Annotated in this window: 21 protein-coding genes and 2 tRNA genes; 9 read left to right on the forward strand and 14 right to left on the reverse strand. The window is 72.0% G+C overall.

Annotated features, from left to right (window positions below; translation table 11 throughout):
• The first annotated feature begins 11 nt into the window (after positions 1-11).
• Both ACWCXX_RS15205 and ACWCXX_RS15210 read left to right on the forward strand, forming a co-directional pair.
• Entirely contained in the window at positions 12-2411 is a 2400-nt protein-coding gene (locus ACWCXX_RS15205; protein ID WP_451127201.1) for a ribonucleoside-diphosphate reductase subunit alpha, read from the forward strand.
• A 62-nt stretch (positions 2412-2473) separates the two neighbouring features.
• Positions 2474-3430 (forward strand): ribonucleotide-diphosphate reductase subunit beta, encoded by a 957-nt coding sequence (locus ACWCXX_RS15210; RefSeq protein WP_451127403.1) that lies wholly within the window; start codon positions 2474-2476, stop codon positions 3428-3430.
• Between the two features lie 72 nt (positions 3431-3502).
• Here ACWCXX_RS15210 and ACWCXX_RS15215 read toward each other — a convergent pair whose 3' ends face one another.
• From ACWCXX_RS15215 to ACWCXX_RS15260, 10 genes are all read right to left on the reverse strand, one after another.
• Positions 3503-5605 carry a protein kinase domain-containing protein gene (locus ACWCXX_RS15215; RefSeq protein ID WP_451127202.1) on the reverse strand — a complete coding sequence of 701 codons (2103 nt, stop codon included), beginning with the start codon at positions 5603-5605 and terminating at the stop codon, positions 3503-3505.
• A 190-nt stretch (positions 5606-5795) separates the two neighbouring features.
• Positions 5796-6533: a D-Ala-D-Ala carboxypeptidase family metallohydrolase gene (locus ACWCXX_RS15220; RefSeq protein ID WP_451127204.1), complete on the reverse strand. Its 738-nt coding sequence runs from the start codon at positions 6531-6533 to the stop codon at positions 5796-5798.
• Between the two features lie 176 nt (positions 6534-6709).
• On the reverse strand, positions 6710-7348 hold the full coding sequence (gene def / locus ACWCXX_RS15225) for a peptide deformylase (RefSeq protein ID WP_451127206.1): 639 nt from the start codon (positions 7346-7348) through the stop codon (positions 6710-6712).
• 138 nt (positions 7349-7486) lie between these two features.
• Entirely contained in the window at positions 7487-8479 is a 993-nt protein-coding gene (locus ACWCXX_RS15230) for a tetratricopeptide repeat protein (RefSeq protein ID WP_451127208.1), read from the reverse strand.
• A gap of 91 nt (positions 8480-8570) precedes the next feature.
• Positions 8571-9836, reverse strand: a complete 1266-nt coding sequence (locus ACWCXX_RS15235) for an HD-GYP domain-containing protein (protein WP_451127210.1) — start codon at positions 9834-9836, stop codon at positions 8571-8573.
• Entirely contained in the window at positions 9833-11422 is a 1590-nt protein-coding gene (locus ACWCXX_RS15240) for an HD-GYP domain-containing protein (protein WP_451127212.1), read from the reverse strand. Before ACWCXX_RS15240 ends, ACWCXX_RS15235 begins: the two co-directional genes overlap by 4 nt.
• 220 nt (positions 11423-11642) lie before the next feature.
• Positions 11643-11963, reverse strand: a complete 321-nt coding sequence (gene rsrA, locus ACWCXX_RS15245; RefSeq protein ID WP_451127214.1) for a mycothiol system anti-sigma-R factor — start codon at positions 11961-11963, stop codon at positions 11643-11645.
• On the reverse strand, positions 11960-12616 hold the full coding sequence (locus tag ACWCXX_RS15250; RefSeq protein WP_451127216.1) for a sigma-70 family RNA polymerase sigma factor: 657 nt from the start codon (positions 12614-12616) through the stop codon (positions 11960-11962). Before ACWCXX_RS15250 ends, rsrA begins: the two co-directional genes overlap by 4 nt.
• 379 nt (positions 12617-12995) lie before the next feature.
• The gene (locus tag ACWCXX_RS15255; RefSeq protein WP_451127218.1) at positions 12996-13697 is read right to left on the reverse strand and encodes an alpha/beta hydrolase family protein; all 702 of its coding nucleotides are present in this window, start codon (positions 13695-13697) and stop codon (positions 12996-12998) included.
• 36 nt (positions 13698-13733) lie between these two features.
• Entirely contained in the window at positions 13734-14549 is an 816-nt protein-coding gene (locus tag ACWCXX_RS15260) for an SOS response-associated peptidase (protein WP_451127220.1), read from the reverse strand.
• Positions 14550-14618: 69 nt separating this feature from the next.
• Here ACWCXX_RS15260 and ACWCXX_RS15265 point away from each other — a divergent pair, with 69 nt between their 5' ends.
• The 6 genes from ACWCXX_RS15265 (at position 14619) to ACWCXX_RS15290 (ending at position 19877) form a co-directional block, all read left to right on the forward strand.
• Positions 14619-15332 carry a M50 family metallopeptidase gene (locus ACWCXX_RS15265; protein WP_451127222.1) on the forward strand — a complete coding sequence of 238 codons (714 nt, stop codon included), beginning with the start codon at positions 14619-14621 and terminating at the stop codon, positions 15330-15332.
• A 54-nt stretch (positions 15333-15386) separates the two neighbouring features.
• A complete protein-coding gene (gene aroA, locus ACWCXX_RS15270; protein ID WP_451127224.1) occupies positions 15387-16727 on the forward strand; it encodes a 3-phosphoshikimate 1-carboxyvinyltransferase in 1341 nt (446 codons plus the stop codon).
• 3 nt (positions 16728-16730) lie between these two features.
• A complete protein-coding gene (gene rsgA, locus ACWCXX_RS15275) occupies positions 16731-17747 on the forward strand; it encodes a ribosome small subunit-dependent GTPase A (protein ID WP_451127226.1) in 1017 nt (338 codons plus the stop codon).
• A gap of 167 nt (positions 17748-17914) precedes the next feature.
• Complete coding sequence (locus ACWCXX_RS15280) at positions 17915-18238, forward strand: DMT family transporter (RefSeq protein WP_451127228.1); 324 nt, start codon at positions 17915-17917, stop codon at positions 18236-18238.
• A gap of 97 nt (positions 18239-18335) precedes the next feature.
• On the forward strand, positions 18336-19172 hold the full coding sequence (gene hisN, locus ACWCXX_RS15285; RefSeq protein WP_451127230.1) for a histidinol-phosphatase: 837 nt from the start codon (positions 18336-18338) through the stop codon (positions 19170-19172).
• Positions 19173-19472: 300 nt separating this feature from the next.
• Entirely contained in the window at positions 19473-19877 is a 405-nt protein-coding gene (locus ACWCXX_RS15290) for a CBS domain-containing protein (RefSeq protein ID WP_451127232.1), read from the forward strand.
• Between the two features lie 73 nt (positions 19878-19950).
• Here ACWCXX_RS15290 and ACWCXX_RS15295 read toward each other — a convergent pair whose 3' ends face one another.
• Positions 19951-21402, reverse strand: a complete 1452-nt coding sequence (locus tag ACWCXX_RS15295) for a catalase (protein ID WP_451127234.1) — start codon at positions 21400-21402, stop codon at positions 19951-19953.
• 161 nt (positions 21403-21563) lie between these two features.
• Here ACWCXX_RS15295 and ACWCXX_RS15300 point away from each other — a divergent pair, with 161 nt between their 5' ends.
• Positions 21564-21983, forward strand: a complete 420-nt coding sequence (locus tag ACWCXX_RS15300) for a Fur family transcriptional regulator (RefSeq protein ID WP_451127236.1) — start codon at positions 21564-21566, stop codon at positions 21981-21983.
• Between the two features lie 291 nt (positions 21984-22274).
• Here ACWCXX_RS15300 and ACWCXX_RS15305 read toward each other — a convergent pair.
• The 3 genes from ACWCXX_RS15305 to ACWCXX_RS15315 all read right to left on the reverse strand — a co-directional run bounded on the left by ACWCXX_RS15305 (position 22275) and on the right by ACWCXX_RS15315 (position 24927).
• Positions 22275-22348, reverse strand: a tRNA-Met gene (locus tag ACWCXX_RS15305).
• Positions 22349-22505: 157 nt separating this feature from the next.
• Positions 22506-24641 carry a sel1 repeat family protein gene (locus ACWCXX_RS15310; protein ID WP_451127238.1) on the reverse strand — a complete coding sequence of 712 codons (2136 nt, stop codon included), beginning with the start codon at positions 24639-24641 and terminating at the stop codon, positions 22506-22508.
• A 212-nt stretch (positions 24642-24853) separates the two neighbouring features.
• Positions 24854-24927: transfer RNA gene (locus ACWCXX_RS15315), tRNA-Met, on the reverse strand.
• Positions 24928-24939 lie beyond the last annotated feature (12 nt).

Genomic DNA, 24939 nt, shown 5'->3' on the forward strand with positions numbered 1-24939 from the left:
GAGAGCACCACGTGACCATCGCGCCAGCCGATCCGGCTTCAGTCGCCGCGTCCACGGCCGCCGATTCCGGGGCAGCCGCACACGACGGACCGGGGGCCGCGCTGCTGCGGACCCTGACCGACCTCACCGCCGATCTGCCCGACACCGACCCCGGGCGCGTCGCCGCCGCCGCGCTGCGCGGCCGCAGCGCACGGGCGGACGAGGCCGAGCTGCGCTCGCTGGCCACGGAGGCCGCCGCCGGGCTGATCTCCGAGGACCCCGCCTACTCCCGGCTCGCCGCCCGGCTGCTGACCCGCGCCATCGCGGACGAGGCCGCCGGACAGGGCGCCGTCTCCTTCTCCGCCTCGGTCGCCGTCGGACACCGCGAGGGCCTGATCGCGGACCGCACGGCGGGCTTCGTCGCCCGCAACGCGGCCGCCCTCGACGCGCTGGTGGAGCGTGCGCTCGCCGACGGCGCCGACGACCGCTTCGGCTACTTCGGGCTGCGGACCCTGCACAGCCGCTATCTGCTGCGCCACCCGCACACCCGCCAGGTCGTCGAGACCCCGCAGCACTTCATGCTCCGGGTCGCGTCCGGGCTCGCCGAGGACGACTCCCCGCGCGCCGTGGACGAGGTCGCGGCGCTGTACGGGCTGATGAGCCGGCTCGACTACCTGCCCTCCTCGCCCACCCTCTTCAACTCCGGCACCCGGCACCCGCAGATGTCCTCCTGCTACCTGCTGGACTCCCCGCTCGACGAGCTGGACTCGATCTACGACCGCTACCACCAGGTGGCCCGGCTCTCGAAGCACGCCGGCGGCATCGGCCTGCCGTACTCCCGCATCCGTTCCCGGGGTTCGCTGATCCGCGGCACCAACGGGCACTCCAACGGCATCGTGCCGTTCCTGAAGACGCTCGACGCCTCCGTCGCCGCGGTCAACCAGGGCGGTCGCCGCAAGGGCGCCGCCGCCGTCTACCTGGAGACCTGGCACGCGGACGTCGAGGAGTTCCTGGAGCTGCGGGACAACACGGGCGAGGACCAGCGGCGCACGCACAACCTCAACCTGGCGCACTGGATCCCGGACGAGTTCATGCGCCGGGTCGAGGCGGACAGCCACTGGTCGCTGTTCTCGCCCGCCGACGTGCCCGAGCTGGTGGACCTGTGGGGCGAGGAGTTCGACGCCGCGTACCGGGCCGCCGAGGCGAAGGGGCTGGCCCGCAAGTCGATGCCCGCCCGTGAGCTGTACGGCCGGATGATGCGCACCCTCGCCCAGACCGGCCAGGGCTGGATGACGTTCAAGGACGCCGCCAACCGGACCGCGAACCAGACCGCCGAGCCGGGCCGTGTCGTCCACTCGTCGAACCTGTGCACGGAGATCCTGGAGGTCACCGACGACGGCGAGACGGCCGTCTGCAACCTGGGCTCGGTCAACCTCGGCGCGTTCGTCGTCGACGGCGACCTCGACTGGGAGCGGCTGGACGCCACCGTCCGCACCGCGGTGACCTTCCTGGACCGGGTCGTCGACATCAACTTCTACCCGACCGAGCAGGCGGGCCGCTCCAACGCCAAGTGGCGTCCGGTGGGCCTGGGCGCCATGGGGCTCCAGGACGTCTTCTTCCAGCTGCGGCTGCCGTTCGACTCCCCCGCGGCCCGCGCGCTCTCCACGAAGATCTCCGAGCGGATCATGCTCGCCGCGTACGAGGCGTCCTGCGACCTCGCAGAGCGATCGGGTCCGCTGCCCGCCTGGTCCGGGACGCGGGCGGCGCGCGGGGTGCTGCACCCCGACCACTACGACACCGAGCTGAACTGGCCGGAGCGCTGGGAGGCGCTGCGCGCCCGGGTCGCGCGGACCGGGATGCGCAACTCGCTGCTGCTGGCCATCGCGCCGACGGCGACGATCGCCTCGATCGCGGGCGTGTACGAGTGCATCGAGCCGCAGGTCTCCAACCTCTTCAAGCGCGAGACGCTCAGCGGGGAGTTCCTCCAGGTCAACGCGTACCTGGTGGAGGAGCTGAAGCGGCTCGGGGTGTGGGACGAGCGCACCCGGGAAGCGCTGCGCGAGGCGAGCGGCTCGGTGCAGGGCTTCGCCTGGATCCCCGAGGACGTGCGGGCGCTGTACCGCACGGCGTGGGAGATCCCGCAGCGCGGTCTGATCGACATGGCGGCGGCCCGTACCCCGTTCCTCGACCAGAGCCAGTCGCTGAACCTCTTCATGGAGACGCCGACGATCGGCAAGCTCTCCTCGATGTACGCGTACGCCTGGAAGCAGGGGCTGAAGACGACGTACTACCTGCGCTCGCGCCCGGCGACCCGGATCGCCCGCGCGGCGTCCGCAGCCGCGCCCATTCCCGTACAGCAGGCTCCGGCGCCCGACGCGGACGCCGTCGCCTGTTCCCTCGAAAACCCCGAGTCCTGCGAGGCCTGCCAGTGACGATCTCCACCGGTTCCGGGAAGAACCTGCTCGACCCGGGCTTCGAACTGACCCTGCGCCCCATGCGCTACCCGGACTTCTACGAGCGCTACCGGGACGCGATCAAGAACACCTGGACGGTGGAGGAGGTCGATCTGCACTCCGACGTGGCCGACCTCGCCAAGCTGTCGCCGGGTGAGCAGCATCTGATCGGCCGGCTCGTCGCGTTCTTCGCCACGGGCGACTCGATCGTCGCCAACAACCTCGTGCTGACGCTGTACAAGCACATCAACTCCCCCGAGGCGCGGCTGTACTTGTCGCGGCAGCTCTTCGAGGAGGCCGTGCACGTCCAGTTCTATCTGACGCTGCTGGACACCTATCTGCCCGATCCGGAGGACCGGGCGGCGGCGTTCGACGCGGTCGAGGAGATCCCCTCGATCCGGGAGAAGGCGCAGTTCTGCTTCAAGTGGATGGATTCGGTCGAGAAGATCGAGCGCCTGGAGACGAAGGCCGACCGCCGCCGCTTCCTGCTGAACCTGATCTGCTTCGCGGCGTGCATCGAGGGGCTGTTCTTCTACGGTGCGTTCGCGTACGTCTACTGGTTCCGTTCGCGGGGGCTGCTGCACGGTCTCGCCACGGGCACCAACTGGGTGTTCCGGGACGAGACGATGCACATGAACTTCGCGTTCGAGGTGGTGGACACCGTCCGCAAGGAGGAGCCGGACCTCTTCGACGACGAGCTGCGGCAGCAGGTCACCGACATGCTGAAGGAGGCCGTGGCCGCAGAGCTGCAGTTCGGCCGCGATCTGTGCGGTGACGGGCTGCCCGGCATGAACACCGAGTCGATGCGGCAGTACCTGGAGTGCGTCGCCGACCAGCGGCTCACCCGGCTGGGCTTCCCGGCGGTCTACGGCTCCGAGAACCCGTTCTCGTTCATGGAACTGCAGGGCGTTCAGGAGCTGACGAACTTCTTCGAGCGCCGCCCGTCCGCGTACCAGGTGGCGGTGGAGGGCTCGGTCGCCTTCGACGACGACTTCTAGGGCAATGAGGGTGCGGGGCCGGTCCTGTCGCGTGTGCGGCGGGTCCGGCCCCTTGCCGTGGGGCGGCCCCTCTCAGGGGCGGGTGTCCAGGGCGTGGAGGACGGTCGGGACGTCCTCCACGTCGTCCTTCCCGGACACGAGAAGAACGCCGTCCACGAGGACCGGGGCGGAGAACGCCTCGGTGTCCTCGATGGTGTGGTGCCACTTCTCCTTGCCGCTGCGCGCGTCGAAGGCGCTGATGCGGTCGGTCCCGGCGTCGGCGGTGTACACGATGCCGTCGGCGACGGCCGGTGACTCGCCGACCTCCCCGTATCCCGATACTTCGTGGTGCCATACGACGTCGCCGGACCGCGCGTCCAGGGCGGCGAGCGTTCCGTTCTGGGTGGTGAGGTAGAGCAGCCCGTCGGCGAAGGCGGGTGTGGTCCCGATGGCGTCTCCCGCCTCGTAGGTCCATTCCGGTGTGCCGGTGCGGGCGTCCAGGGCGTACATCCGGTCGTCCCAGGAGCCGACGTAGACGGTGTCGCCGTGCGCCAGGGGGGCGCCGACGATCGGTTCGGAGGTGGAGTGGGTCCACCTGGTCCTCCCGGTGGCGGCGTCGAGGGCGAACACCTTGGCGTCCTCCTTGGCGTCCTCCTTCCCGTACTCCTCGTCGTGGTCGTCGGTCGTGGCGCTCACGTAGACGGTGTCCGCGGTGGCCGCGAGGGTGCCGGGGACACCGGGCAGGGCGTGCCACAGCGTCTTCCCGCTCCTGGCGTCGAGGGCGCGGGTGTCCGCTCCGGTGACGACGTACACCCGGCCTGCCGACGCGGTCAGCTCGCCGTGGTCCCGGGCTCCCTCCGGGCCGGGCACGGCCCAGCGGCGCCTGCCGGTACGGGTGTCCACGGCGTGGACCGCGCCACCGGCGGCGGCGACGTAGAGGGTGCCGTCGGCGGACGCCCGGGGGTCCGCCACGTCACCGCCGGTGCGGTACGTCCACCGGAGATCGCCGGTCCTGACGTCCCGGGCCTCGACCGTGCCGTCCTCGGCCCCGGTGAGGAAGACCGTTCCCCCGGCGGCCACGCCCCGGGTGGAGACGGATTCGGCGGACCACAAGGTGCGGCCGTCCCCGGATCTCAGGAGGAGCAGCGCCGCGGCGACCGCGCAGGCGATGAGCGCGGCGGTCGCGATCAGGGCCCGGCGACGACGGGGCGGGCGGCGCGTGGGCCCGGCTCCCGGACCGGCGGGCCGGGTAGGGGTCGCGGGCGGGGCCGGGACCGTGGGCGCGAGCACGGGCTCGGGCGCACGGGGGCCGGTGACCGTGGTGGCGTCGTGGCGCGGGCGGGTGGTCGGCGGTGCCTGTCCGTCCGGGTGCGGTGCCGGTACGGGCGGTGCTCCGGCCGCCAGCAGGCGCAGGCGGTCGCGGACCTCCTCCGCCCGCGCGGGGCGCTCCCCCGGGTCCTTGGCGAGGAGTTCGGCGACCAGTTCGCCGAGTCCGGCGGGCAGGTCGGCCCGCAGTGTTCCGAGGGGTTCCGGCACGGTCTCCTTGTGGGCGGTGAGCAGGGCGTAGCCGCTCAGGTCGCCGAACGGCGGGCTGCCGGTGAGGAGTTCGTGGATCACACAGCCCAGGGCGTACAGGTCGGTGCGCCCGTCACCGCTCCCGCCGTCGATCCGCTCGGGCGCCATGTAGGGCCATGAGCCGACGGGTTCGCTGAGGGTGTGGGCGGAGTCGAGGAATCCGGCGATGCCGAAGTCCAGGATCTTGACCGTTCCGGCGGCGGTGAGCATCAGGTTCGAGGGCTTCAGGTCCCGGTGGACGACGCCCGCGGCGTGGGCGGCCCCGAGGGCGTCGGCCACCTGTGCGGCCCGGTCCAGCGCGGTGTCCACGGAGAACGGCCCGTCCGTTTCGAGCACTTTCCCGAGGTCGCGCCCGTCGATCAGTTCCATGACGAGGAAACGACGGCCGTCGCTGTCCAGGGCGATGTCGTGGACGGTCACGATGCCCGGATGGCTGAGGCGTCCCGCGGTGCGCGCCTCGCGGAACAGGACGCGTGCGTCCGACGTCCCGCCCCGGCTGTGCATCGTCTTCACCGCGACACGCCGCTGCATCTCGGCGTCCCAGGCGGCCCACGCCTCCCCCATCCCGCCGGCCCCCAACCGCTCTTCCAGCCGGTAGCGCCCTGCCAGCAGTCCTGCCACCCCTGCCCCCTCCAACTCACCCGGGAAAAAAACCCTGTTGAGCATGATGGAACAGACTAAGGGCTGTCCCGTGAGGCCTGAGCGTGGCAAGCGATACGCGGCGCACAGCACACGACACCCGGCACCCGGCATGCGAAAGGCCCCGTGCACCGGTCCGGAAAGGAACCGGCGTACGGGGCCCCGCGGTGCGTCAGATGCCGCAGCTGGGCGCCGACCAGTAGTGCGAGGGGCCCTGGTTCACGTGGATGTGGTCGTTGTGGCCGGGGTAACCCGGGCCGAGGATCCCGTTGAAGCCGTGGTTGCGGGCCTGCTTGGCGATGGTGCACAGCGAGTGCGGTCCGGCGCCGAGGTCGACGGCGTCCCCGTACATGTGACGGCTGTTGGACGCCCCGCCGACCGCCGCGTTGCAGGAGACCGAGCGGAATCCGCTGGTGACCCGGAGCGGCTGGTCACCGAGCGCGTGCCGCAGCGCCTCCAGCTTCCACATGGAGCTCAGCGCGTTGGCCTTCGCCGTTCCGGCCGCCACCTTGCCGCCGGCCCAGGTGCTGTTGCACTTGTTGAGCTCGGGGTAGGTGAAGTGGATCGGAGTGCAGTCGTTGTCCTGCAGCGAGTAGATCTTGGCCTGGGTGGCCGGGCCCGCGATGCCGTCGGCGGCGAGGCCGTGGGCGGCCTGGAAACGCTTGACGGCGGCGGTGGTGGCCGGGCCGTAGGAGCCGTCGATGGCGAGTACGGAGTTGTAGCCGGGGTATCCGGCCACCCGGATCTGGAGCTGGACGACGTCGTTGCCCGTGGCGCCGGGGCGCAGCGTGCGAGTCCAGGTGTAGCAGCCGTCGGCCTGCGCGGTGCCGGCGGTCACCACGGCCCCGCCCAAGGCGAATGCCATGGTCATGACAAGGCCGAGCAGGAGTCGTGCGGTACGTCTGGGCATGAGGGGGGCTCCCTACACGAAAAGGCTGTGGGGAGGAAAGCCTGTCGGACGAGTTGACGCGCGTCAACTTCTCGCAAAGAAATGACAGTTGACTGCCAGGAGAGGCCCGGAAGCCGGAAGGGCCCGGTCCGCCTCGCGGGGCGGACCGGGCCCGTCGGCCATGCCCCGACGTCTGCTCAGTCGTTCGGCACGACCTCGTAGCGCGGCGTGTTCTCCGCCATCTGCCGCAGCGCGTCCTTGCGGTCCCGCTTCGAGAGCCGGTCGATGTACAGGTAGCCGTACAGATGGTCCGTCTCGTGCTGGAGGCAGCGGGCGAAGTAGCCGTTGCCGCGGACCTTGATCGGGTTGCCCTTGGCGTCCTGGCCGCGGACCACCGCGTAGTCCGGGCGGGCCAGCGAGGCGTACGCCGTCGGGACGGAGAGGCAGCCCTCGTTGGAGTCGTCCAGGACCCGGTCCTCGGGCGCCAGCTCTTCGAGCACCGGGTTGCAGACGGCACCCACGTGCCGCACGCCGTCGTCGTCCGGGCAGTCGTACACGAAGACCTTGAGGTCTACACCGATCTGGTTGGCGGCCAGGCCCACGCCCTCCGCCGTCCGCTGGCTGGCGAACATGTCGTCGATCAGCCCGGCCAGCTCGTCGCCGAACTCGGTGACGTCCTTGCACTCCTTGTGGAGCACCGGGTTGCCCACGACCGTGATCGGGCGGGAGGTGCCGCGCTCGCGGTATGCGGCCTCGCGCGCCTCACAGTCCTCGGTGTCCACGACGAATCCCTCGTCGTCGACGTTGATCTGCTCGTCCGTGTCCTGTTGCGCCATGTCCGCCGTACGCCTTCCTCAAAACCTGGAACCCGGGCAGCCCGGGGAACCCTCCGAGCACCGCGACCGGTGCGCGTACAGCCTAAGCGCTGTGCCGTGATCGCCGGGGGCGCAAGGGCTTTCCGGCCACCGCACCGGTCAGCAGACCTCTTCGAGATCCCGCCACTCGCGGCTGTCCGGACTGTCCGCCACCCAGCCGTCCAGCAGGCCGCGCACCAGCCCGGCCGGCGCGGCTATCCCGCACTCCCGCTCCGGCGCCCACAGCTCACCGGAGGTGCGGTGGCCCAGCGGGCCGGGGTGTCCGGGCTCGCTGTGGTCGTGCGGGTCGAGGTGGTCGCCGTCGCCCTCGTAGCTCTCCATCCGGCTCTCCGAGCAGGCCCGGCAGAGCAGCCGCACGGAGGACGACCAGTCCTCGGCGGCGAACCCGGCGTCGGACGCCAGCCGCTCCAGCGCGTCCCGGTCCGCCTCGGTGGCCGCTTCGAGCAGCACCACCCAGGTGGGCACGGGGGACGGCGCCCACAGCTCGATCTCGTCGAAGACGGGGTACGAGGGTCCGGCCGCGGTGACCCGCTCGCCGTTCGGCACCCCGTCGTGCAGGACGACCTCGCCCCAGCGGCGCCCGGACGACGGCAGTGGGATGGAGAGCACCTCCATCCGGGCCGGATCGAGCCTGCGGCCCCACACGACCTCGGCCTCGCCCTCCGGCGACAGCCGCACCGCGGCGCTGCCCAGCTCCATGCCGACCGGCTCGCTGTTGGCCGCCGGGGTGTGCTGGCCGGTGCCCGGCACCTTCAGGCCGTACGCCTGCCAGGCGCGGCGTGCCAGCGGCCAGTCCTGCAGCGCGGTGGCGGCGATCCCGACGTTCCACCAGTCGGGGGCGCCGGACTCCTTGTCGAGCAGCGCCACCGCCCGCAGGCCCGCCGCCCTCGCCTGTTCCCAGTCGTGCCGGAACTTGTGCAGCAGCGCCAGGTTGAACCACGACTCGGAGAGCCAGGGTTCCAGGTCCGCCGCACGTGTCAGCAGCGCGCCCGCGTCCTCGTACCGGCCGTCGCCGATCAGCGTGAACGCGCGGTCCGTGGCCTGCCGCCAAGAGGCGGAGGGCCGATGCCGTACCTTCCCGAAGATCCTCACGATTCCCGCCCGTCCCGACTGGACACCCTCGTTTTCCGCTCTTCTTCGCATCCAACCATGCCGGGCCGGACGCTCGCTCATTACCCATGGGTTACCCGGGGAGAACCGGGGCCGGACCGCTCCGGGACAGGACCCGGGCCAGTGATTCCACGACTTCGGGCTGATAGTCGTGGGCGGTCCCGAGCCTGAGCTGTTCCAGTGCGCCCAGTGGCCCGATGAGACTTTCCCCGCAGAGGTCGTCGTATGCGTTGACCGCCCTGACGATCCTGGCGGACAACGGCTGCTCGCGATAGGGGTCGGCCTGCCTCTCCACCACGACGGCGACCTCGGTGTCCACCCCGGTCTGCCGGACCACGGCCCCGCCGAGCAGGGCGATGCGGCGCTGCTCGGCGGCGGGCAGCATGGCCGTCGCCCCGTCCGGCACCGGGTCGACCAGGGAGAGCTGGCCGATGTCGTGCATCAGGGCCGCGTACTCAAGGACGGTCAGCTGGCTCCCGGAGAGTCCCAGCTCACGGCCGACGGCCCGGCAGAGCGCCGCGACCCGGCGGGCATGCCCGTGCGGGGTGTACCCGGCGATCTCGGTGGACCGGGCGAGCGAGGCGATGGTCTGCCGGTAGGTGGTGCGCACGGCGACGAACCGGCGGAAGGAGACCTGGGTCAGCAGCAGCGGCACGCACAGCACGGGCAGCGCCCACAGCCCGGCGACGGCCACCCCGAGCGCCATCACGACGCCGGTCGCACAGACCGCCGAACCGATGCCGACGAGACCGCGCAGCTGGTCCCGCAGCAGCGGCGGGTAGGGGTGGCGGGTGCGCGAGTGCAGCAGCAGGGCCGCGAGGACGGCGTCGCACAGGGCGGTGAGCACGAGGAGCAGCAGCAGGACGAGCACGTAGTACGGGCCTTCGCCGAACCAGCTCGCGGTGCGGCCGGAGTTGTACAGCGGCTGGAAGCACACGGCGGCGAAGGTGACGGACAGGACCCGGCGGGCCACCCGGTCGGGGCCCGGCCCGGTGCCGCGCGCCACCTGGGGCACGCAGGCGACGAGCTGTGCCGCGACGAGCACGGCGATCACCTGGGGGACGCCGTGCTCGGTGGGTCCGCCGCCGCTGCGGCCGAGGAGGGCGTACGCGAGTGCCCCGGCGGCACCGAGCGGCGCGGGCTCGCGCTCGGCGGGCAGGGCGCCCCAGCGGGCCAGTTCGCCGACGGTGATGAGGACGCCGAAGGCCAGGGCGTGGCCGGGGTCGTGGACGCCGTACCAGAGGGTGTGGGCCAGTCCCGCGACGGCGAGCAGGGCGGCGGCGCCCCGGACGGCGAGGGCGACGGGGGACGGCCGCGCCCCGGCCCGGTCCCGGCTCACCGGCGATGGTCCGCGGGCGGCTGCGGACCGGGCGCCTGCGGGTGGGGCAGCCGGCCGGCCCCGTCCCGCGACGGCTGCGCGGGAGGCGTCCGGCCGGTCCCGTCCCGCGGTGGGTGGGCGCGGGGCGCGCCGCCGCGTCCGGAGGTCGTCGGCTGGGCGGGCGGTACGCGGTCGAGCCCGGAGGGCGGCCGGGGGCGGACCGGCCGCCGGACGGCCCCGGCGTCCCCGCTCCCACCGCTGCTCCCGTTCCCGATCCCGCTTCCGTTTCCGGGCCGGGCGGCCGGGGGCTCGTCCGACGTCACCCCCGCCGTCACCGCCGACCAGCCGTGCCGCTCCAGCCCGCGCACCAGCGCCCGCACCATCTGCGGATCGAACTGCGTGCCCGCGCACCGCTTCAGCTCCTCCAGCGCGGCGGGCACCGGCCTGCCCCGCCGGTACGAGCGGGTAGAGGTCATCGCGTCGAACGCGTCCGCCACCGCGACGACCCGCGCGAACTCCGGGATCTCGCGCCCCCGGAGCCCGTACGGATAGCCACTGCCGTCGAGCCGTTCGTGATGGTGCAGGATCGCGGCCCGTGCCTCGCCGAGGAAGCCGATGCCGCGGACGATCTCGTGCCCGTACTCCGGATGCAGCTCGATCACCTGTCGCTCCTCCGGGGTGAGCGGCCCGTCCTTGCGGAGCACCCGGGTGGGGACGCCGAGCTTGCCGACGTCGTGCAGGATGCCGGCGAACCGGAGGACCTCCAGCCGGCCCTTCTCCATGCCCAGTTCGCGGGCGATGATGACGGAGGCCCGGCCGACCCGTTCGCTGTGCCCCCGGGTGTAGGTGTCCTTGATGTCGACGGCCTGCACCAGCGCCCTGATGGTGGCCCGGTGGGCGGCGTGCTCGCGGTGGTACTGGGCGAAGATCCAGCAGGAGATGTACATCGGCAGCAGGACGATGAGCGCGGACAGCGGTCCGTACGGGCCGCGCCACAGCACCGCCATCATCAGCCCGGCGAGCCCGTGCACCAGGTGCGGCCCCAGCGAGCGGGGCAGCAGCCCGCCCCAGGCGCGCCCCGGCGGCAGCCGTTCGGCCACGACCAGGATCGAGCCGTCCAGCGCGGTCAGGACGAGGCTGAAGACCAGGGCCGCGGCGCAGGCGGGCAGGATCGCGTACGGGAGGTCGGGGCCGGTGCCGGTGCCGCCGAGCGCCGCGGCGCCGCCGAGCAGTCCGTGGACGGTCGAGGCCGCCCAGACCGTGACGGCGAGCTGCGCGGCCCGCCAGACGCGCCGTGCGGCGGCGGGCGGCTGCTCCACCCGGCCGACGAGCGATCCGGGTACGGCGACGAGGGCGGCCACGGCGGGCGGCAGCAGGAACGCGGCGGCGAGCAGCAGCGGAAAGAACGATCCGGCACTGATCGGCACGGAGCCGCCGAAGAACGGGCAGCGCCCGGGGAGTTCGCAGACCAGATAGAGCCCGGTGAGCAGTGCGACGGTGAACCACGGGATCTCCTCCCCGGTCCACAGGACGGGGAGCACGCAGCACAGTGCGCCGACCGCGACCACCAGGATGTACGCGCGCGCCGCCCCGCGTGTGGCTCTCACCCGCTCGGCCCGCCCCTCAACATGGTCAATGGAGGCGCCACGCTAGCGATTTGTGCGCAGGATCGAGCGGCAATGGACCGGATTAGCACATTCGGGTGACATACGGGACGACAGCCCGGATCGGGCCCGGACACGCGCATGGGGGTGCGCCGCGTCGTGCGCGGCGCACCCCCACCCGTATGGAACGCGGGGCGGACCGGTCAGGGCCGGTGGCCGGCCGTCACTCCTTGGCGGCGGTCGGCTGTTCGCTCTCCGCGGCCGTCACGTCCTGCTCGGGCACCGCTTGGCCCGAGCGGATCAGATCGATCCGGCCCATCACCTTGGACCGCAGATCGCTCGGTACGTCGTCCTGGCCGCAGCAGCGCTTCACCAGCTTCTTCACGGCCTGCTCCAGGCCGTACTTCTCCAGGCACGGGGAGCACTCCTCGAAGTGCACCTCGAACTTGTTGCAGTCACTGTCGGGCATCTCGTGGTCGAGGAACTCGTAGAGGTGGTCGAGCACCTCCGAGCAGTCCGTCTCGTGCGGCTCTCCGCAGCTCATGAGCCCGAGCCTTTCCGATCGTCCGACTCTCCGGCACCGGCCGGGACGAGCCCGCGCTCCCGGGCGTAGTCCTCCAGCATGCCGCGCAACTGGCGGCGGCCCCGGTGCAGTCGGGACATCACCGTACCGATGGGAGTCCCCATGATGTCCGCGATCTCCTTGTAGGCAAAGCCCTCTACATCGGCGAGATACACGGCGATGCGGAACTCCTCGGGGATCGCCTGCAGGGCGGACTTCACGTCCGAGTCGGGCAGGTGGTCGAGCGCCTGCGACTCCGCGGAGCGCAGACCGGTCGACATGTGCGACTCGGCGCGCGCCAGCTGCCAGTCCTCGATCTCCTCGGCGGCGCTGCGCTGGGGTTCCCGCTGCTTCTTGCGGTACGAGTTGATGAAGGTATTGGTGAGGATGCGGTACATCCACGCCTTGAGGTTGGTGCCCTCACGGAACTGATGGAAGGAGCCGTACGCCTTGGCGTACGTCTCCTGGACCAGGTCCTCGGCGTCCGCGGGATTGCGCGTCATGCGCAGCGCGGCCGAGTACATCTGGTCGAGGTAACCGAGAGCGTCCCGCTCGAAGCGTGCGTTGCGCTCGGCAGCCGTCTCCGGTGCGCGGCCGTCGTCGGTCCCTGTGTCGGTCCCAGTGACCGGACCCACCTCCTCCAACGCTGTGGCGGAGTCGAAACCCGACCCGCTCGAATCGGAGAATAGTCGACCCTGCTTCGAGACGGGCTGTCGATTCGGTCCGCCCGGCGCCCGCTCGGGAGTGGTCCTGGCCGCATGCAGGACCGTCCACTCCAGGTCAGCGGCGTTCGAGCGACGCGGGCAGATGGTCGAACCCATGCGACGGACTCCCTCTCCACACATACGACGTTGATGTACCGATGACACGCACAACAGCCGCCCCTCGCCCAACATTCCCGGGGCATACGTCACACGGAAATCCGGGCCGGGACGCGGCGGTCCGGACCCGGGACGCGGAATTCCGGGGACGCGAGATTCCGGGAAGGCGGGATTCCGGGCCCGGGGCCGTGCGTCACGGGGTTTGCGGGGGCTCGGGCCGGACGACGGTGGAGAGCCATCCGGTCACGGCGGCGGTCAGGGTCTCCAGCGCCCGCTCCTGCGTCGTGCCGGCCTTCTTCGGCACGGCGAACCCGTGGTCGCCGTACGGCACCTCGGCGATCCCGTACGCCCCCGGGGAGAATTCGGCGGGCCGCCCGAACGGGTCGTTGCCGCCCTGCACGACGAGCGTGGGCACGCCGGTCCCGACGAGCTCGTCCTCGCGGGACCTCTCCGGCCTGCCCGGGGGGTGCAGCGGGAAGGCGAGCGCGAGAACGGCGTGGGCGCCCAGCTCCGCGGCCGTCCGACAGGCCACCCGGGCCCCGGCGCTGCGCCCGCCCGCGACGACGGGCACTCCGGCGGCTGCGAGGGCCGGCCACACCCCGCGCCACCCGGCGTCCAGCGTCTTCGGGGCGGGCGCGAGCTTCTTCCCGGCGACCCGCCACGGCTGCTCCACCAGGGCGACGGTCACCCCGTGGGCGGGCAGCGCGGCGGCCAGCGCCCGGAGGTCCCGGGCCTCGATGCCGCCGCCCGCGCCGTGGCCGAGGGCGAGCACGAGCCGGGCACCCGCCGCACCTCCCGCACCTGTCGCGTACACGGCGGGGAACCAGGTGATCCTGGCCGGTCCGGCCTCGGTCTCGACCGTCTCGACCGTACGGTCTGTCTCTGTGGTACTCACGCGTCCCATCCTCCCCGGTGGGACGCCTAAAAGGCGTCAGAAGAGGGTGCCCTCCTCCGGCGCGGCCAACTCCTCCACCAGCTCGGGCCCGTTGTTGCGGACGTTGCTGACGGCCGTGGTCACCGGGTAGGCCCGCATCAGTCCGGGCGGTGGCGGCGCGAGCAGCGCCCGTACCTCCTCGACCTCGGTGGCCGCCGGGTCGAGCCAGGCGCCCCACCGGTCCGGGGTGAGCATCAGGGGCATCCGGGGGTGGATGTCGGCGAGCGTCGCCGGGCCCTCGGCGGGGGCGACGCCGAGCGGGGTGGTCTCCGCCTCCGTGGTGATCACCGAGCAGGTCACCCACCAGGCCATCGGGTGGTCGTCCGGCAGCGTCCGGTCGCGCCAGAAGTCGTACAGGCCGGCCATCGCGAAGACCGATCCGTCGGCGGGCGTCACGAAGTACGGCTGCTTGCGCGGACGCTTCTTCCTCCCCTTCTCCTCCAGCTGCCGCTCGTCCGCACCGGTGACCCACTCGTAGTAGCCGTCGGCGGGCAGGATGCAGCGCCGGGAGGCGAAGGAGCGCCGGAAGGACGGCTTCTCGTGGACGGTCTCCGCACGGGCGTTGATCATCCGCGCGGCACCGTCGGGCGACTTCGCCCAGGACGGCACGAGTCCCCACTTCAGGGTGCGCATCTGGCGAACCGGGCGCGGGTCCGCCGCGTCTTTCACCGGACGTTCCAGTACCGCGTAGACCTCCTTGGTCGGCGCCACGTTCCAATCGGGCGCCAGAGCCTCCGCGGGCTCCCACTTCTCGACCTGGAAGATTCCGGTCAGGTCCTCGGGCCGCCGACTCGCTGCATACCGTCCGCACATGAGTGCCAGACTGCCACGACCGTCACGACGACAAGACGCCGACCGACACCGCAAGGAGCCGCCCGCTTCATGGACAGCACCGACCTGGGCAATCTGTGGGACCGCGTCACCGGTACCCAGCCCGCCCCCGAACAGTGGCTCGTGGTGGTGACCGGGACGCTCGCCCTCATCGCCGTCGTACCGAACCCGATATGGCGGCTGAGCCGCAACGCGATCACCATCGCGCACGAGGGCGGCCACGGGCTGATCGCACTGCTCACCGGCCGGCAGCTCACCGGCATCAGGCTGCACTCGGACACCAGCGGCCTGACCGTCAGCCGCGGCAGACCGACCGGCATCGGCATGATCCTCACCGCGGCGGCCGGCTACACCGCCCCGCCGCTGCTGGGGCTGGGCGGGGCGTGGCTGCTGGTCGACGGCAGGATCACGCTGCTGCTGTGGCTGGCCACCGCGCTGCTCGCGGTGATGCTGGTGATGATCCGCAATGTGTACGGGGCGCTGACGGTGGTCCTCACCGGATCGGCCTTCCTGCTGGTGTCCTGGCTGACCTCGGCCGCCGTGCAGTCGCTGTTCGCGTACACCGTGGTCTGGTTCCTGCTGCTGGGCGGCGTACGGCCGGCCTTCGAGCTCCAGTCGAAGCGGCGGCACGGGGGCGCGCCGGACTCGGACGCGGACCAGTTGTCGCGGCTGACCGACGTACCGGCGGCGCTCTGGCTCTTCCTCTTCCACGCGGTGTCGCTCTGCTCCCTGATCGGCGGCGGGCGCTGGCTGCTCGGCATGTGAGGCGGGCGGCCGACGGCGGTGGCCGGGCCCGTCGGACGCTCTAAAGTGAGGTCCATGACCGAAAGCTCCGCGCACCCCGCCCTCTGGCCCGCCCCGCATGCAACCGGGGCCGTCGATGCGACCGTCACCGTGCCCGGGTCGAAGTCGGTCACCAATCGCGCGCTCGTCCTGGCCGCGCTCGCCGCCGAGCCCGGCTGGCTGCGCCGTCCGTTGCGCTCCCGTGACACCCTGCTGATGGCCGAGGCGCTGCGCGCGATGGGCGTCGGCATCGAGGAGACGGTCTCGTCCAGCTCGGCCGTCGAGGGCGGCCCGGGGGCCTCCGGCGAGGCGTGGCGGGTCATCCCGGCCGGTCTGCACGGCCCCACCACGGTCGACGTCGGCAACGCCGGCACGGTGATGCGCTTCCTGCCGCCGGTCGCGGCCCTCGCCGACGGCCCGATCCGGTTCGACGGCGACCCGCGTTCGTACGAGCGTCCGCTGGACGGCGTGATCGACGCGCTGCGGGTGCTCGGCGCCCGGATCGACGACGAGGGGCGCGGCTCGCTGCCGATGACGGTGCACGGCAGCGGCGCGCTGGACGGCGGGCCGGTGGCGATCGACGCCTCCTCGTCCTCCCAGTTCGTCTCGGCGCTGCTGCTCTCGGCGCCCCGCTTCAACCAGGGGGTGGAGGTGCGCCACACCGGCGCCCGGCTCCCCTCCATGCCGCACATCCGGATGACCGTGGACATGCTGCGGGCGGTCGGCGCGCAGGTGGACGAGCCGGAGACGGGCGGCGAGCCGAACGTCTGGCGGGTCTCCCCCTCCGCCCTGCTCGGCCGCGACCTGACCATCGAGCCCGACCTCTCCAACGCCCAGCCGTTCCTCGCGGCCGCGCTGGTCACCGGCGGCCGGGTCACCATCCCCGACTGGCCCGAGCACACCACCCAGCCGGGCGACACGCTGCGCGAGATCTTCACCGCGATGGGCGGCAGCTGCGAGCTGACCGAGCACGGCCTCACCTTCACCGGGTCGGGCCGCATCCACGGCATCGACGTCGACCTCGGCGAGGTCGGCGAGCTGACGCCCGGTATCGCGGCGGTCGCGGCCCTCGCCGATTCGCCGTCCACCCTGAGCGGTGTCGCCCATCTGCGGCTGCACGAGACGGACCGGCTGGCCGCGCTCACCAAGGAGATCAACGAGCTCGGCGGCGACGTCACCGAGACCGCCGACGGGCTCCGCATCCGGCCCCGGCCGCTGCGCGGCGGTACCTTCCATACGTACGACGACCACCGGATGGCAACCGCGGGGTCGATCATCGGCCTTGCCGTCCCCGGAGTGGAGATCGAGAACGTGGCGACAACCGCCAAGACCCTGCCGGACTTCCCGCAGATGTGGACCGGAATGCTCGGGGCCTGAGAGATGCGCCGTTACGGCAAGAACCCCGACGAGGACGACGTCCGGGTCCGCCCCAACCGCAAGGGCAACCGGCCCCGTACCCATATCCGTCCCAAGCACGAGGACGCCGAGGACGGCATGGTCCTCACCGTCGACCGCGGCCGTCTCACCTGTCTCGTCGACGGCCGTACGGTCGTGGCGATGAAGGCCCGTGAGCTGGGGCGGAAGGCCGCCGTGGTGGGTGACACCGTCTCGATCGTCGGGGACCTCTCCGGCGACAAGGACACCCTCGCCCGCATCGTCCGCATCGGCGAGCGCCGCTCGGTGCTGCGCCGGACCGCGGACGACGACGACCCGTACGAGCGGGTGGTCGTCGCCAACGCCGACCAGCTGGCGATCGTCACGGCACTGGCCGATCCGGAACCCCGGCCGCGGATGATCGACCGCTGTCTGGTCGCCGCGTACGACGGCGGGCTCTCCCCGCTCCTGGTGCTCACCAAGTCGGACCTGGCCTCCCCGGACAAGCTGCTGGAGGCGTACACCCCGCTGGGCGTGCCGTTCCTCGTCACCAGCCGCGAGGAACTGGAGAACGGCGACGCGGCGGACCGGGTCCGCGAGCAGCTGCGCGACCGGGTCACCGCCTTCGTCGGGCACTCCGGCGTCGGCAAGACCACGCTGGTCAACGCCCTCGTGCCGGAGGACCGGCGGCGTACGACCGGGGTGGTCAACGCGGTCACGGGCCGCGGCCGGCACACCACCACGTCGGCGCTGGCACTGCCGCTGTCCGGCTGTCGCGGCTGGGTGATCGACACCCCCGGGGTGCGCTCCTTCGGGCTCAACCACATCGAACCCTCCCGGGTGATCCACGCGTTCCCGGACCTGGAGCCCGGGGCCGAGGAGTGCCCGCGCGGCTGCACCCACGACAGCCGGCAACCGGAATGCGCCCTGGACGCCTGGGTGGCGGACGGCCACGCGGACCCGGCACGGCTCGACTCGCTGCGTCGGCTGCTGTCCACCCGCGAGCGGCGCGAGGGCGACTGACCCGGCGGGACCGGTGGCGGCCGGGGGGCGGCGTCGGTGCCGGTGCCGGTCCAGGGGGGCGACGCGTCGACGGCCGTCCGGGCACGTTTGCGATTCGCCGCCACCGGTAAGTGCATAATCACACCGAGTGCGGCAAGACGGGCACCGACGCGGGAGGGCACTGAACGATGGCGTGGTTGCTGGTCGTGGTCGCAGGACTTCTGGAGACCGGCTTCGCCGTCTGTCTGAAACTCTCGCACGGCTTCACCCGGCTCTGGCCGACCATCGCGTTCGCCGCCTTCGCCCTCGGCAGCTTCGGGCTGCTGACGCTGTCGCTGAAGAAGCTCGACGTGGGCCCCGCCTACGCCGTGTGGACCGGCATCGGCGCGGCGGGCACCGCGATCTACGGCATGGTCTTCCTCGACGACGTGGTCTCCACCCTCAAGCTGGTCTCGATCTCCCTGGTGATCATCGGGGTGATCGGGCTCCAGCTCTCGGGCTCGGCCCACTGAGCCGCCCCGCTCCGGGCGGCTGCGGGACAGCGGTTCGGGCGACCGCGCGGAGCAGGGTCCTGTGGCTCCGTTCACCTGCGGTCGATACTGTGACGACATGCCCGATTACCACGATGATCTGCGCCTTGCCCATGTACTGGCGGACGCCGCCGACGCGGTGACGATGGACCGGTTCAAGGCCCTGGACCTCAAGGTCGAGACCAAGCCGGACATGACGCCGGTGAGCGAGGCCGACAAGGCCGCCGAGGAGCTGATCCGGGGCCACCTCCAGCGGGCGCGCCCGCGTGACGCGATCCTGGGCGAGGAGTTCGGCATCGAGGGCACCGGTCCGCGGCGCTGGGTGGTCGACCCGATCGACGGCACCAAGAACTATGTGCGCGGTGTGCCGGTCTGGGCGACGCTGATCTCGCTGATGGAGGCCGTGGAAGGGGGCACCTCCCAGTCGAGCGGGGCCGAGAGCGGGGGAGGCTTCCAGCCGGTCGTCGGCGTGGTGTCGGCCCCGGCGCTGAACCGGCGCTGGTGGGCTGCGAAGGGGGCCGGGGCGTTCACCGGCCGCAGCCTGACCTCCGCGACCCGGCTCCAGGTGTCGAAGGTCGAGCGGATCGCGGACGCCTCGTTCGCGTACGCGTCGCTGAGCGGCTGGGAGGAGCAGGGCCGGCTCGGCGGGTTCCTGGATCTGACCAGGGCCTGCTGGCGCACGCGCGGGTACGGCGACTTCTGGCCGTACATGATGGTCGCCGAGGGTTCGGTGGACATCTGCGCGGAGCCGGAGCTCTCGCTCTGGGACATGGCCGCCAACGCGATCATCGTGCAGGAGGCGGGCGGGAAGTTCACCAGCCTGGACGGGGTCTCCGGCCCCGGCGGTGGCAACGCCGCGGCCTCCAACGGCCTGCTCCACCACGAGCTGCTGGGCTATCTGAACCAGCGCTACTGACCCGGCCCCGCACTTCGCGCCCCGCACCGCCGCTTCGCACCCCGCACCACCCGTACCGCTGCTTCACGCCCCGCACCGCCCGGGGCGCGTGCGGGGAGCACCGGCCGCCCGGATCGCGCCGGGAGCCCCGCCGGGCCGACCGGGGGCGGTCCGGGGCGGCGCCGCGCGCCCCCGTGTGCGCGTTCCCGGGCGGCTTCGCCCCTTGTCGGTCCCCCGTATCGATGCGACCCTGGGAATCCCCCACTTGTGAATTTGTGAACCGACTCATGCGGTCGTTCCGACAAGGAGGTGGCTCCCTTCATGCTCGTCCGTGACGCCATGAGCACCCTGGTCCTCACCATCGGCCCCACCCACACGCTCCGCCAGGCCGCCTGGCTGATGTCGGTCCGTCGCGTCGGAGCCGCGGTCGTCCTCGACCAGGACACCAGCGGACTCGGCATCCTCACCGAACGCGACATACTCGACGCGATCGGCCGCGGCCAGGATCCCGACGTCGAGACCGCGGCCCCCCACACCACCACCGACGTGGTCTTCGCCGCCCCCACCTGGACCCTGCAGGAGGCCGCGGAGGCCATGACGCACGGCGGGTTCCGCCATCTGATCGTGCTGGACGACCACGGGCCCGTGGGCATCGTCTCGGTCCGCGACATCCTGCGCTGCTGGACGCCCACCAGGCGCCGCCGCCACGCGGAACTCATCGGCTGAGCGCCCCGGACGACCGATGGGCCGGTCTCCCCGCGAAGGGAGACCGGCCCACCGCCGACGACAGACGCCCGGATCAGCCGCGCAGGGCCTGGACCGCGGCCTCCAGACGCTTGCCGAAGTCGCCGTCCGCCCGGCGGAAGTTGCTGATCGCGCGCTCGGCGATGTCGTCGCGCGACACCTTGGCGATGAATCCGGCGAGGTTGTCGATCAGCCGCGCCTTCTCGTCCTCGGAGAAGAGCCGGTAGAGGTTTCCGGCCTGCACGAAGTCGTCGTCCTCGGCGTGGCTCGGAGCCGCGTGCGTACCGACCTCGCCGTTGACGGTGGTGGGCCCCCACAGCGGCCGGTCGGTCTGCGCCGGGCCGCCGAAGCTGTTCGGCTCGTAGTTCTTCGCGCCCTTGTGGCGGCCGTCGTACAGGTAGCCGTCCCGGCTGTTGGTGCGCGCCTCGGTGGCGTGCGGACGGTTCACCGGCAGGTGGTCGGCGTTGATGCCGACGCGGTAGCGGTGGGCGTCGCCGTACGCGAAGAGACGGCCCTGGAGCATCTTGTCGGGGGACGGACCGATGCCCGGCACGAAGTGCGCGGGGCTGAAGATCGACTGCTCGACCTCGGCGAAGATGTTCTCCGGGTTGCGGTTGAGCTCCAGCTTCCCGATCTCGATCGGCGGGTAGTCCTCGTGCGGCCACACCTTGGTGAGGTCGAACGGGTTGAAGCGGTACGTGGCCGCCTCGGCCGCCGGCATGATCTGGACCTGCACGGTCCAGGTCGGGAAGTCGCCGCGCTCGATGGCCTCGCGCAGGTCGCGCTGGTGGCTGTCCGGGTCGGAACCGGCGAGGAGGGCGGCCTCCTCCGAGGTGAGGTTCTTGATGCCCTGGTCGGTCTTGAAGTGGTACTTGACCCAGAAGACCTCGCCGGCCTCGTTGTTCCACTGGAAGGTGTGCGAGCCGTAGCCGTTCATGTGGCGGTAGCTGGCGGGGATGCCGCGGTCGCCGAAGAGCCAGGTCACCTGGTGGGTGGACTCGGGGGACAGACCCCAGAAGTCCCAGACGTTGTCCGCCTCCTGCGAGCCGGTGTACGGGTCGCGCTTCTGGGTGTGGATGAAGTCGGGGAACTTGATGGCGTCCTTGATGAAGAACACCGGGGTGTTGTTGCCGACGAGGTCGTAGTTGCCCTCTTCGGTGTAGAACTTCAGCGCCCAGCCGCGGGGGTCGCGCACCGCGTCGGCCGCGCCGAGATTGCCCGCGACGGTGGAGAAGCGCAGGAACGTTTCGGTCTGCTTGCCGACCTCGGAGAGAAACTTCGCCCGCGTCCACTGCGAGACGTCACGGGTCAGCGTGAACGTGCCGTACGCACCGGCGCCGCGGGCGTGCACGACACGCTCCGGGATGCGCTCACGGTTGAAGTGCGCCAGCTTCTCCAGCAGTGACTGGTCCTGTACCAGGACAGGCCCGCCGACGCCCGCGGTCTGGCTGTTCTGGTTGTCGGCGACCGGTGCGCCGGCCTCCGTGGTGAGCGGTCCCTGCGTCATGTGCGCCTCCTGCGTCGTTCCTGCGCATTCGTCATGTCCTGCACAGCCTGTCCCTTGGCTTATGCCGATGCTGATCCTACAATGGACATTGTCCAAGTCAAGTGGACATCCAAACTCACACCTGTTCGGGACACGCTCCCTCCACTGTTAGGCTTGTCGTCATGAGTGACCTGTTGGAACGCCTTCGCGGACGCGGCTGGCGCATGACTGCGCAGCGGCGTGTCGTGGCCGAGGTCCTCGACGGGGACCATGTGCACCTGACGGCCGACGAGGTCCACGCGCGGGCCGTCGCCAAGCTGCCCGAGATCTCCCGCGCCACCGTCTACAACACCCTGGGCGAGATGGTGACGCTCGGTGAGGTCATAGAGGTCTCCACGGATCGCCGCGCCAAGCGCTACGACCCGAACGCGCACCGCCCCCACCACCACCTCGTCTGCGCGGGCTGCGGCACGATCCGCGACGTGCACCCGGCCGGCGACCCGATGGCGGACCTGCCGAGCGAGGAGCGCTTCGGTTTCACGGTCTCCGATGTCGAGGTGACCTACCGGGGCATGTGCCCGAACTGCGCCGCGACGGCCTGAGCCGGGCCGGTCGGCAGACCGGTCATCGCGGCCCGCGGCTCGCCGCCCGCACGGGCCGGCCCGCATCCTCCGCTCCGGTCCGCATCCCCCGCTCCGGCGCGGGAAGCGGGCCGCACGAACCCGGACATCACCGGACTCAGGCACCATCGGGGCCAGGCATCACCGAACCCGGGGCATCACCGGAATCGTCGAACGGCCGGCTCCCGAGCGTGCATGGCTTGAGCATGCCGTGCGCGGCTCAAACATGCACAGAGGGCCGGATCCCTGAAGGATCCGGCCCTCTGTTTTCAGTAGCGGGGACAGGATTTGAACCTGCGACCTCTGGGTTATGAGCCCAGCGAGCTACCGAGCTGCTCCACCCCGCGTCGTTGTGTTCACAACAGTACGTCACCGCTCCGGACCAGCGCAAATCGACAACGCCCTCGCGCGGGCGGCGCGGATCCGGGGTCACCGCTTCCCCCTGGCCGTACACCGTGCGGAACGGTCCGGGGGCGACGCAGCCCGCGCCACCCCCGGACCGTCCTACGCGGTCAGCTCCTGGTGCAGCGCCTCGCGCAGTCGGGCGGCCCGCTCGGCGACCTCCGCCGGACCCAGCTCGACGGCCCGCGCGCACCAGCGCTGCCCCTCGGTCAGCTCGCCGCGGCGGGCGGCCAGCAGGGCCAGGCGCAGGGCGGCCCGGCCGTGCCCGTCGTTCGCGGCGCGGCTCCACCACAGGGCGGCCTCGCGCTCGCTGCCCTCACGGGCGAGCAGCAGGCCCAGGTTGAAAGCGCCGTTGCGGCTGCCCGCCTCGGCGGCCTCGCGGTACCAGCGGGCGGCGCTGTCCACGTCACCGCGGGCGGCCGCGAGCATCCCGACCCGCACCTGGGCCCGCCGGTGCCCCTGCTCGGCGGCCCGCTCGTACCACTCCTCGCACTCGGTCTTCTCCGGCATCGGCTCGCCCAGCGCGGGCGGGCCGGGCGGCGGGCGACGCGAGTCCAGCACCCCGGCCAGCCGGAAGGCGGCCTCGGCGCTGCCGCCGCCGGCCGCGCAGCGCAGATGGCGCTCGGCCTCCTGCTCCTCGCCCCGGTGCAGCAGGGCCATGCCGACCTGGAGCGCGGCCTCGGTGTGCCCGGCCGCCGCCGCCCGTTCGTACCAGACCAGGGCGGCACGGTCCTCGTCGCGCCCGGCGTACAGGATGCCGAGGTTGAACGCCGCGTCCACGCTGCCCGCCTCGGCGGCCTTGGAGAACCAGGGCTCGGCGCCGGTCGCGTCGCCCGCCTGGAGCAGGAGCACGGCCAGCGCGTTGGCGGCCTCGCGGTGGCCCGCGTAGGCGGCGCGCCGGTACCACTGCTCGGCCTGCGGTGTGCGGTCCTGCGCCGCGCAGAGCAGCCCGAGGTTGTAGGCGCCATTGACGTCGCCCGCGTCCATCGCGGCGCGGTACCAGCGCTCGGCGGTCTGCTGCTCGCCGCGGGCGGCGTGCAGGGCGCCCAGGGCGTTGGCGGCGTTCCCGTCGCCGTCCTGCGCCGCGCGCAGCCACCACACGGCGGCGCTCTCCTCGTCGCCCGCGTCACGCAGCAGGAAGCCGAGCGCGCAGGCGGCCCGCGCCTCGCCCGCCTTCGCGGAGATGAGGTACCAGCGGCCGGCCTCCTTGGGCTCGCCGCGCTGTTCGAGGATGGCGCCGAGGTGCAGGGCGGCGCGCTGGTGTCCCCGCGCGGCGGCCTGCCGGTACCACTGCTCGGCCTCGCCCACGCGCCCGGTCGCCGGACCCGCCACCGGGCCGTCGTCCCGGCGCATCGCGGCGTGGCCGACGACGTCCGGCCGGTCGGCGCCCCTCCCGCCGGGGCCGGAGCCCGGCCGCCCGAAGGCGTCGTGCGGGTCGTCCGCGGCGTTGCGGTCCAGCATGCGCGCGAGACGGTACGCGGCCTCCCGGTGGCCCTGTTCCGCGGCGGCGCGCAGCCAGCGCTCCGCGCCGACGTCGCTGCGGTGTTCCAGCAGGTCGGCGAGGGCGTACGCGCCCAGCGCGTGGCCCTGCTCGGCGGACTGCCGCAGCCAGTACTCGGCGCCGGGTTCGTCGCCGCGCTCGCGGTAGTGGCGGCCGAGGGCGTGCGCGGCGGCTGCGGAGCCCGCGACGGCGGCGACGCGCCACCAGCCGGCCGCGTCGTCGGGGTATCCGCGCTGGTGGAGCAGGACACCCAGGTTGTTGGCCGCGGCCCGGTCGCCGTCCGCGGTGGCGCCGCGCAGGTAGGGCTCGGCGCCGTCCAGGTCGCCGCGGCGCAGCAGCAGCGCGCCGAGGACGCTCATCGACGCGGTGTCCCCGGCGTCGGCGGCGCGACGGTGACGTGCCTCGCTCTCGGCGCTCTCCGGGCTCTCGGCGCCGGCGGACGTCCCTGCGGCCTCGTCGGCCTCGGCGCTTTCGCCGGTCCGGGCACTTCCCGTGCTCTCTGTGAACTCCGTGCTCTCGGCGGTCGCGGCACACCCCGCAGTCTCGGCGGTCTCGGTCGTCCCGATGATCTCAGGTGTATCAAACGTCTTGGGTGTCTCAGATGTGTCGGTGGTCTCACTCTTTACCGCGGTGTCAACACCAAAAGCCGCGTTCACCTTGCTATCCGGCCGATGAACGCGGCGCTGCACAAACCGCCCTGTCTCCAACAGAGTTGCCCTGTCCCCCATAAATACCATCGTCGCACCACCTGTAACCCGCGTACACCTGGTATAGCGCGGCCAGTGAGGTCACTTCAGCGTTTTGTCGACATGCCCACAGAGAGACAAGTCAAACACGTCCGAGCCCAACTCGTGCCCCACGAACCGCACTTCACGCGCTTCACACAAGAAATTCAGCAAGGCACGACGAAGGCCCGGATCCTCGAAAGGATCCGGGCCTTCGTCTTCAGTAGCGGGGACAGGATTTGAACCTGCGACCTCTGGGTTATGAGCCCAGCGAGCTACCGAGCTGCTCCACCCCGCGTCGTTGTGCTGA

It is taken from the genome of Streptomyces sp. NPDC001732 (genome assembly GCF_053596315.1).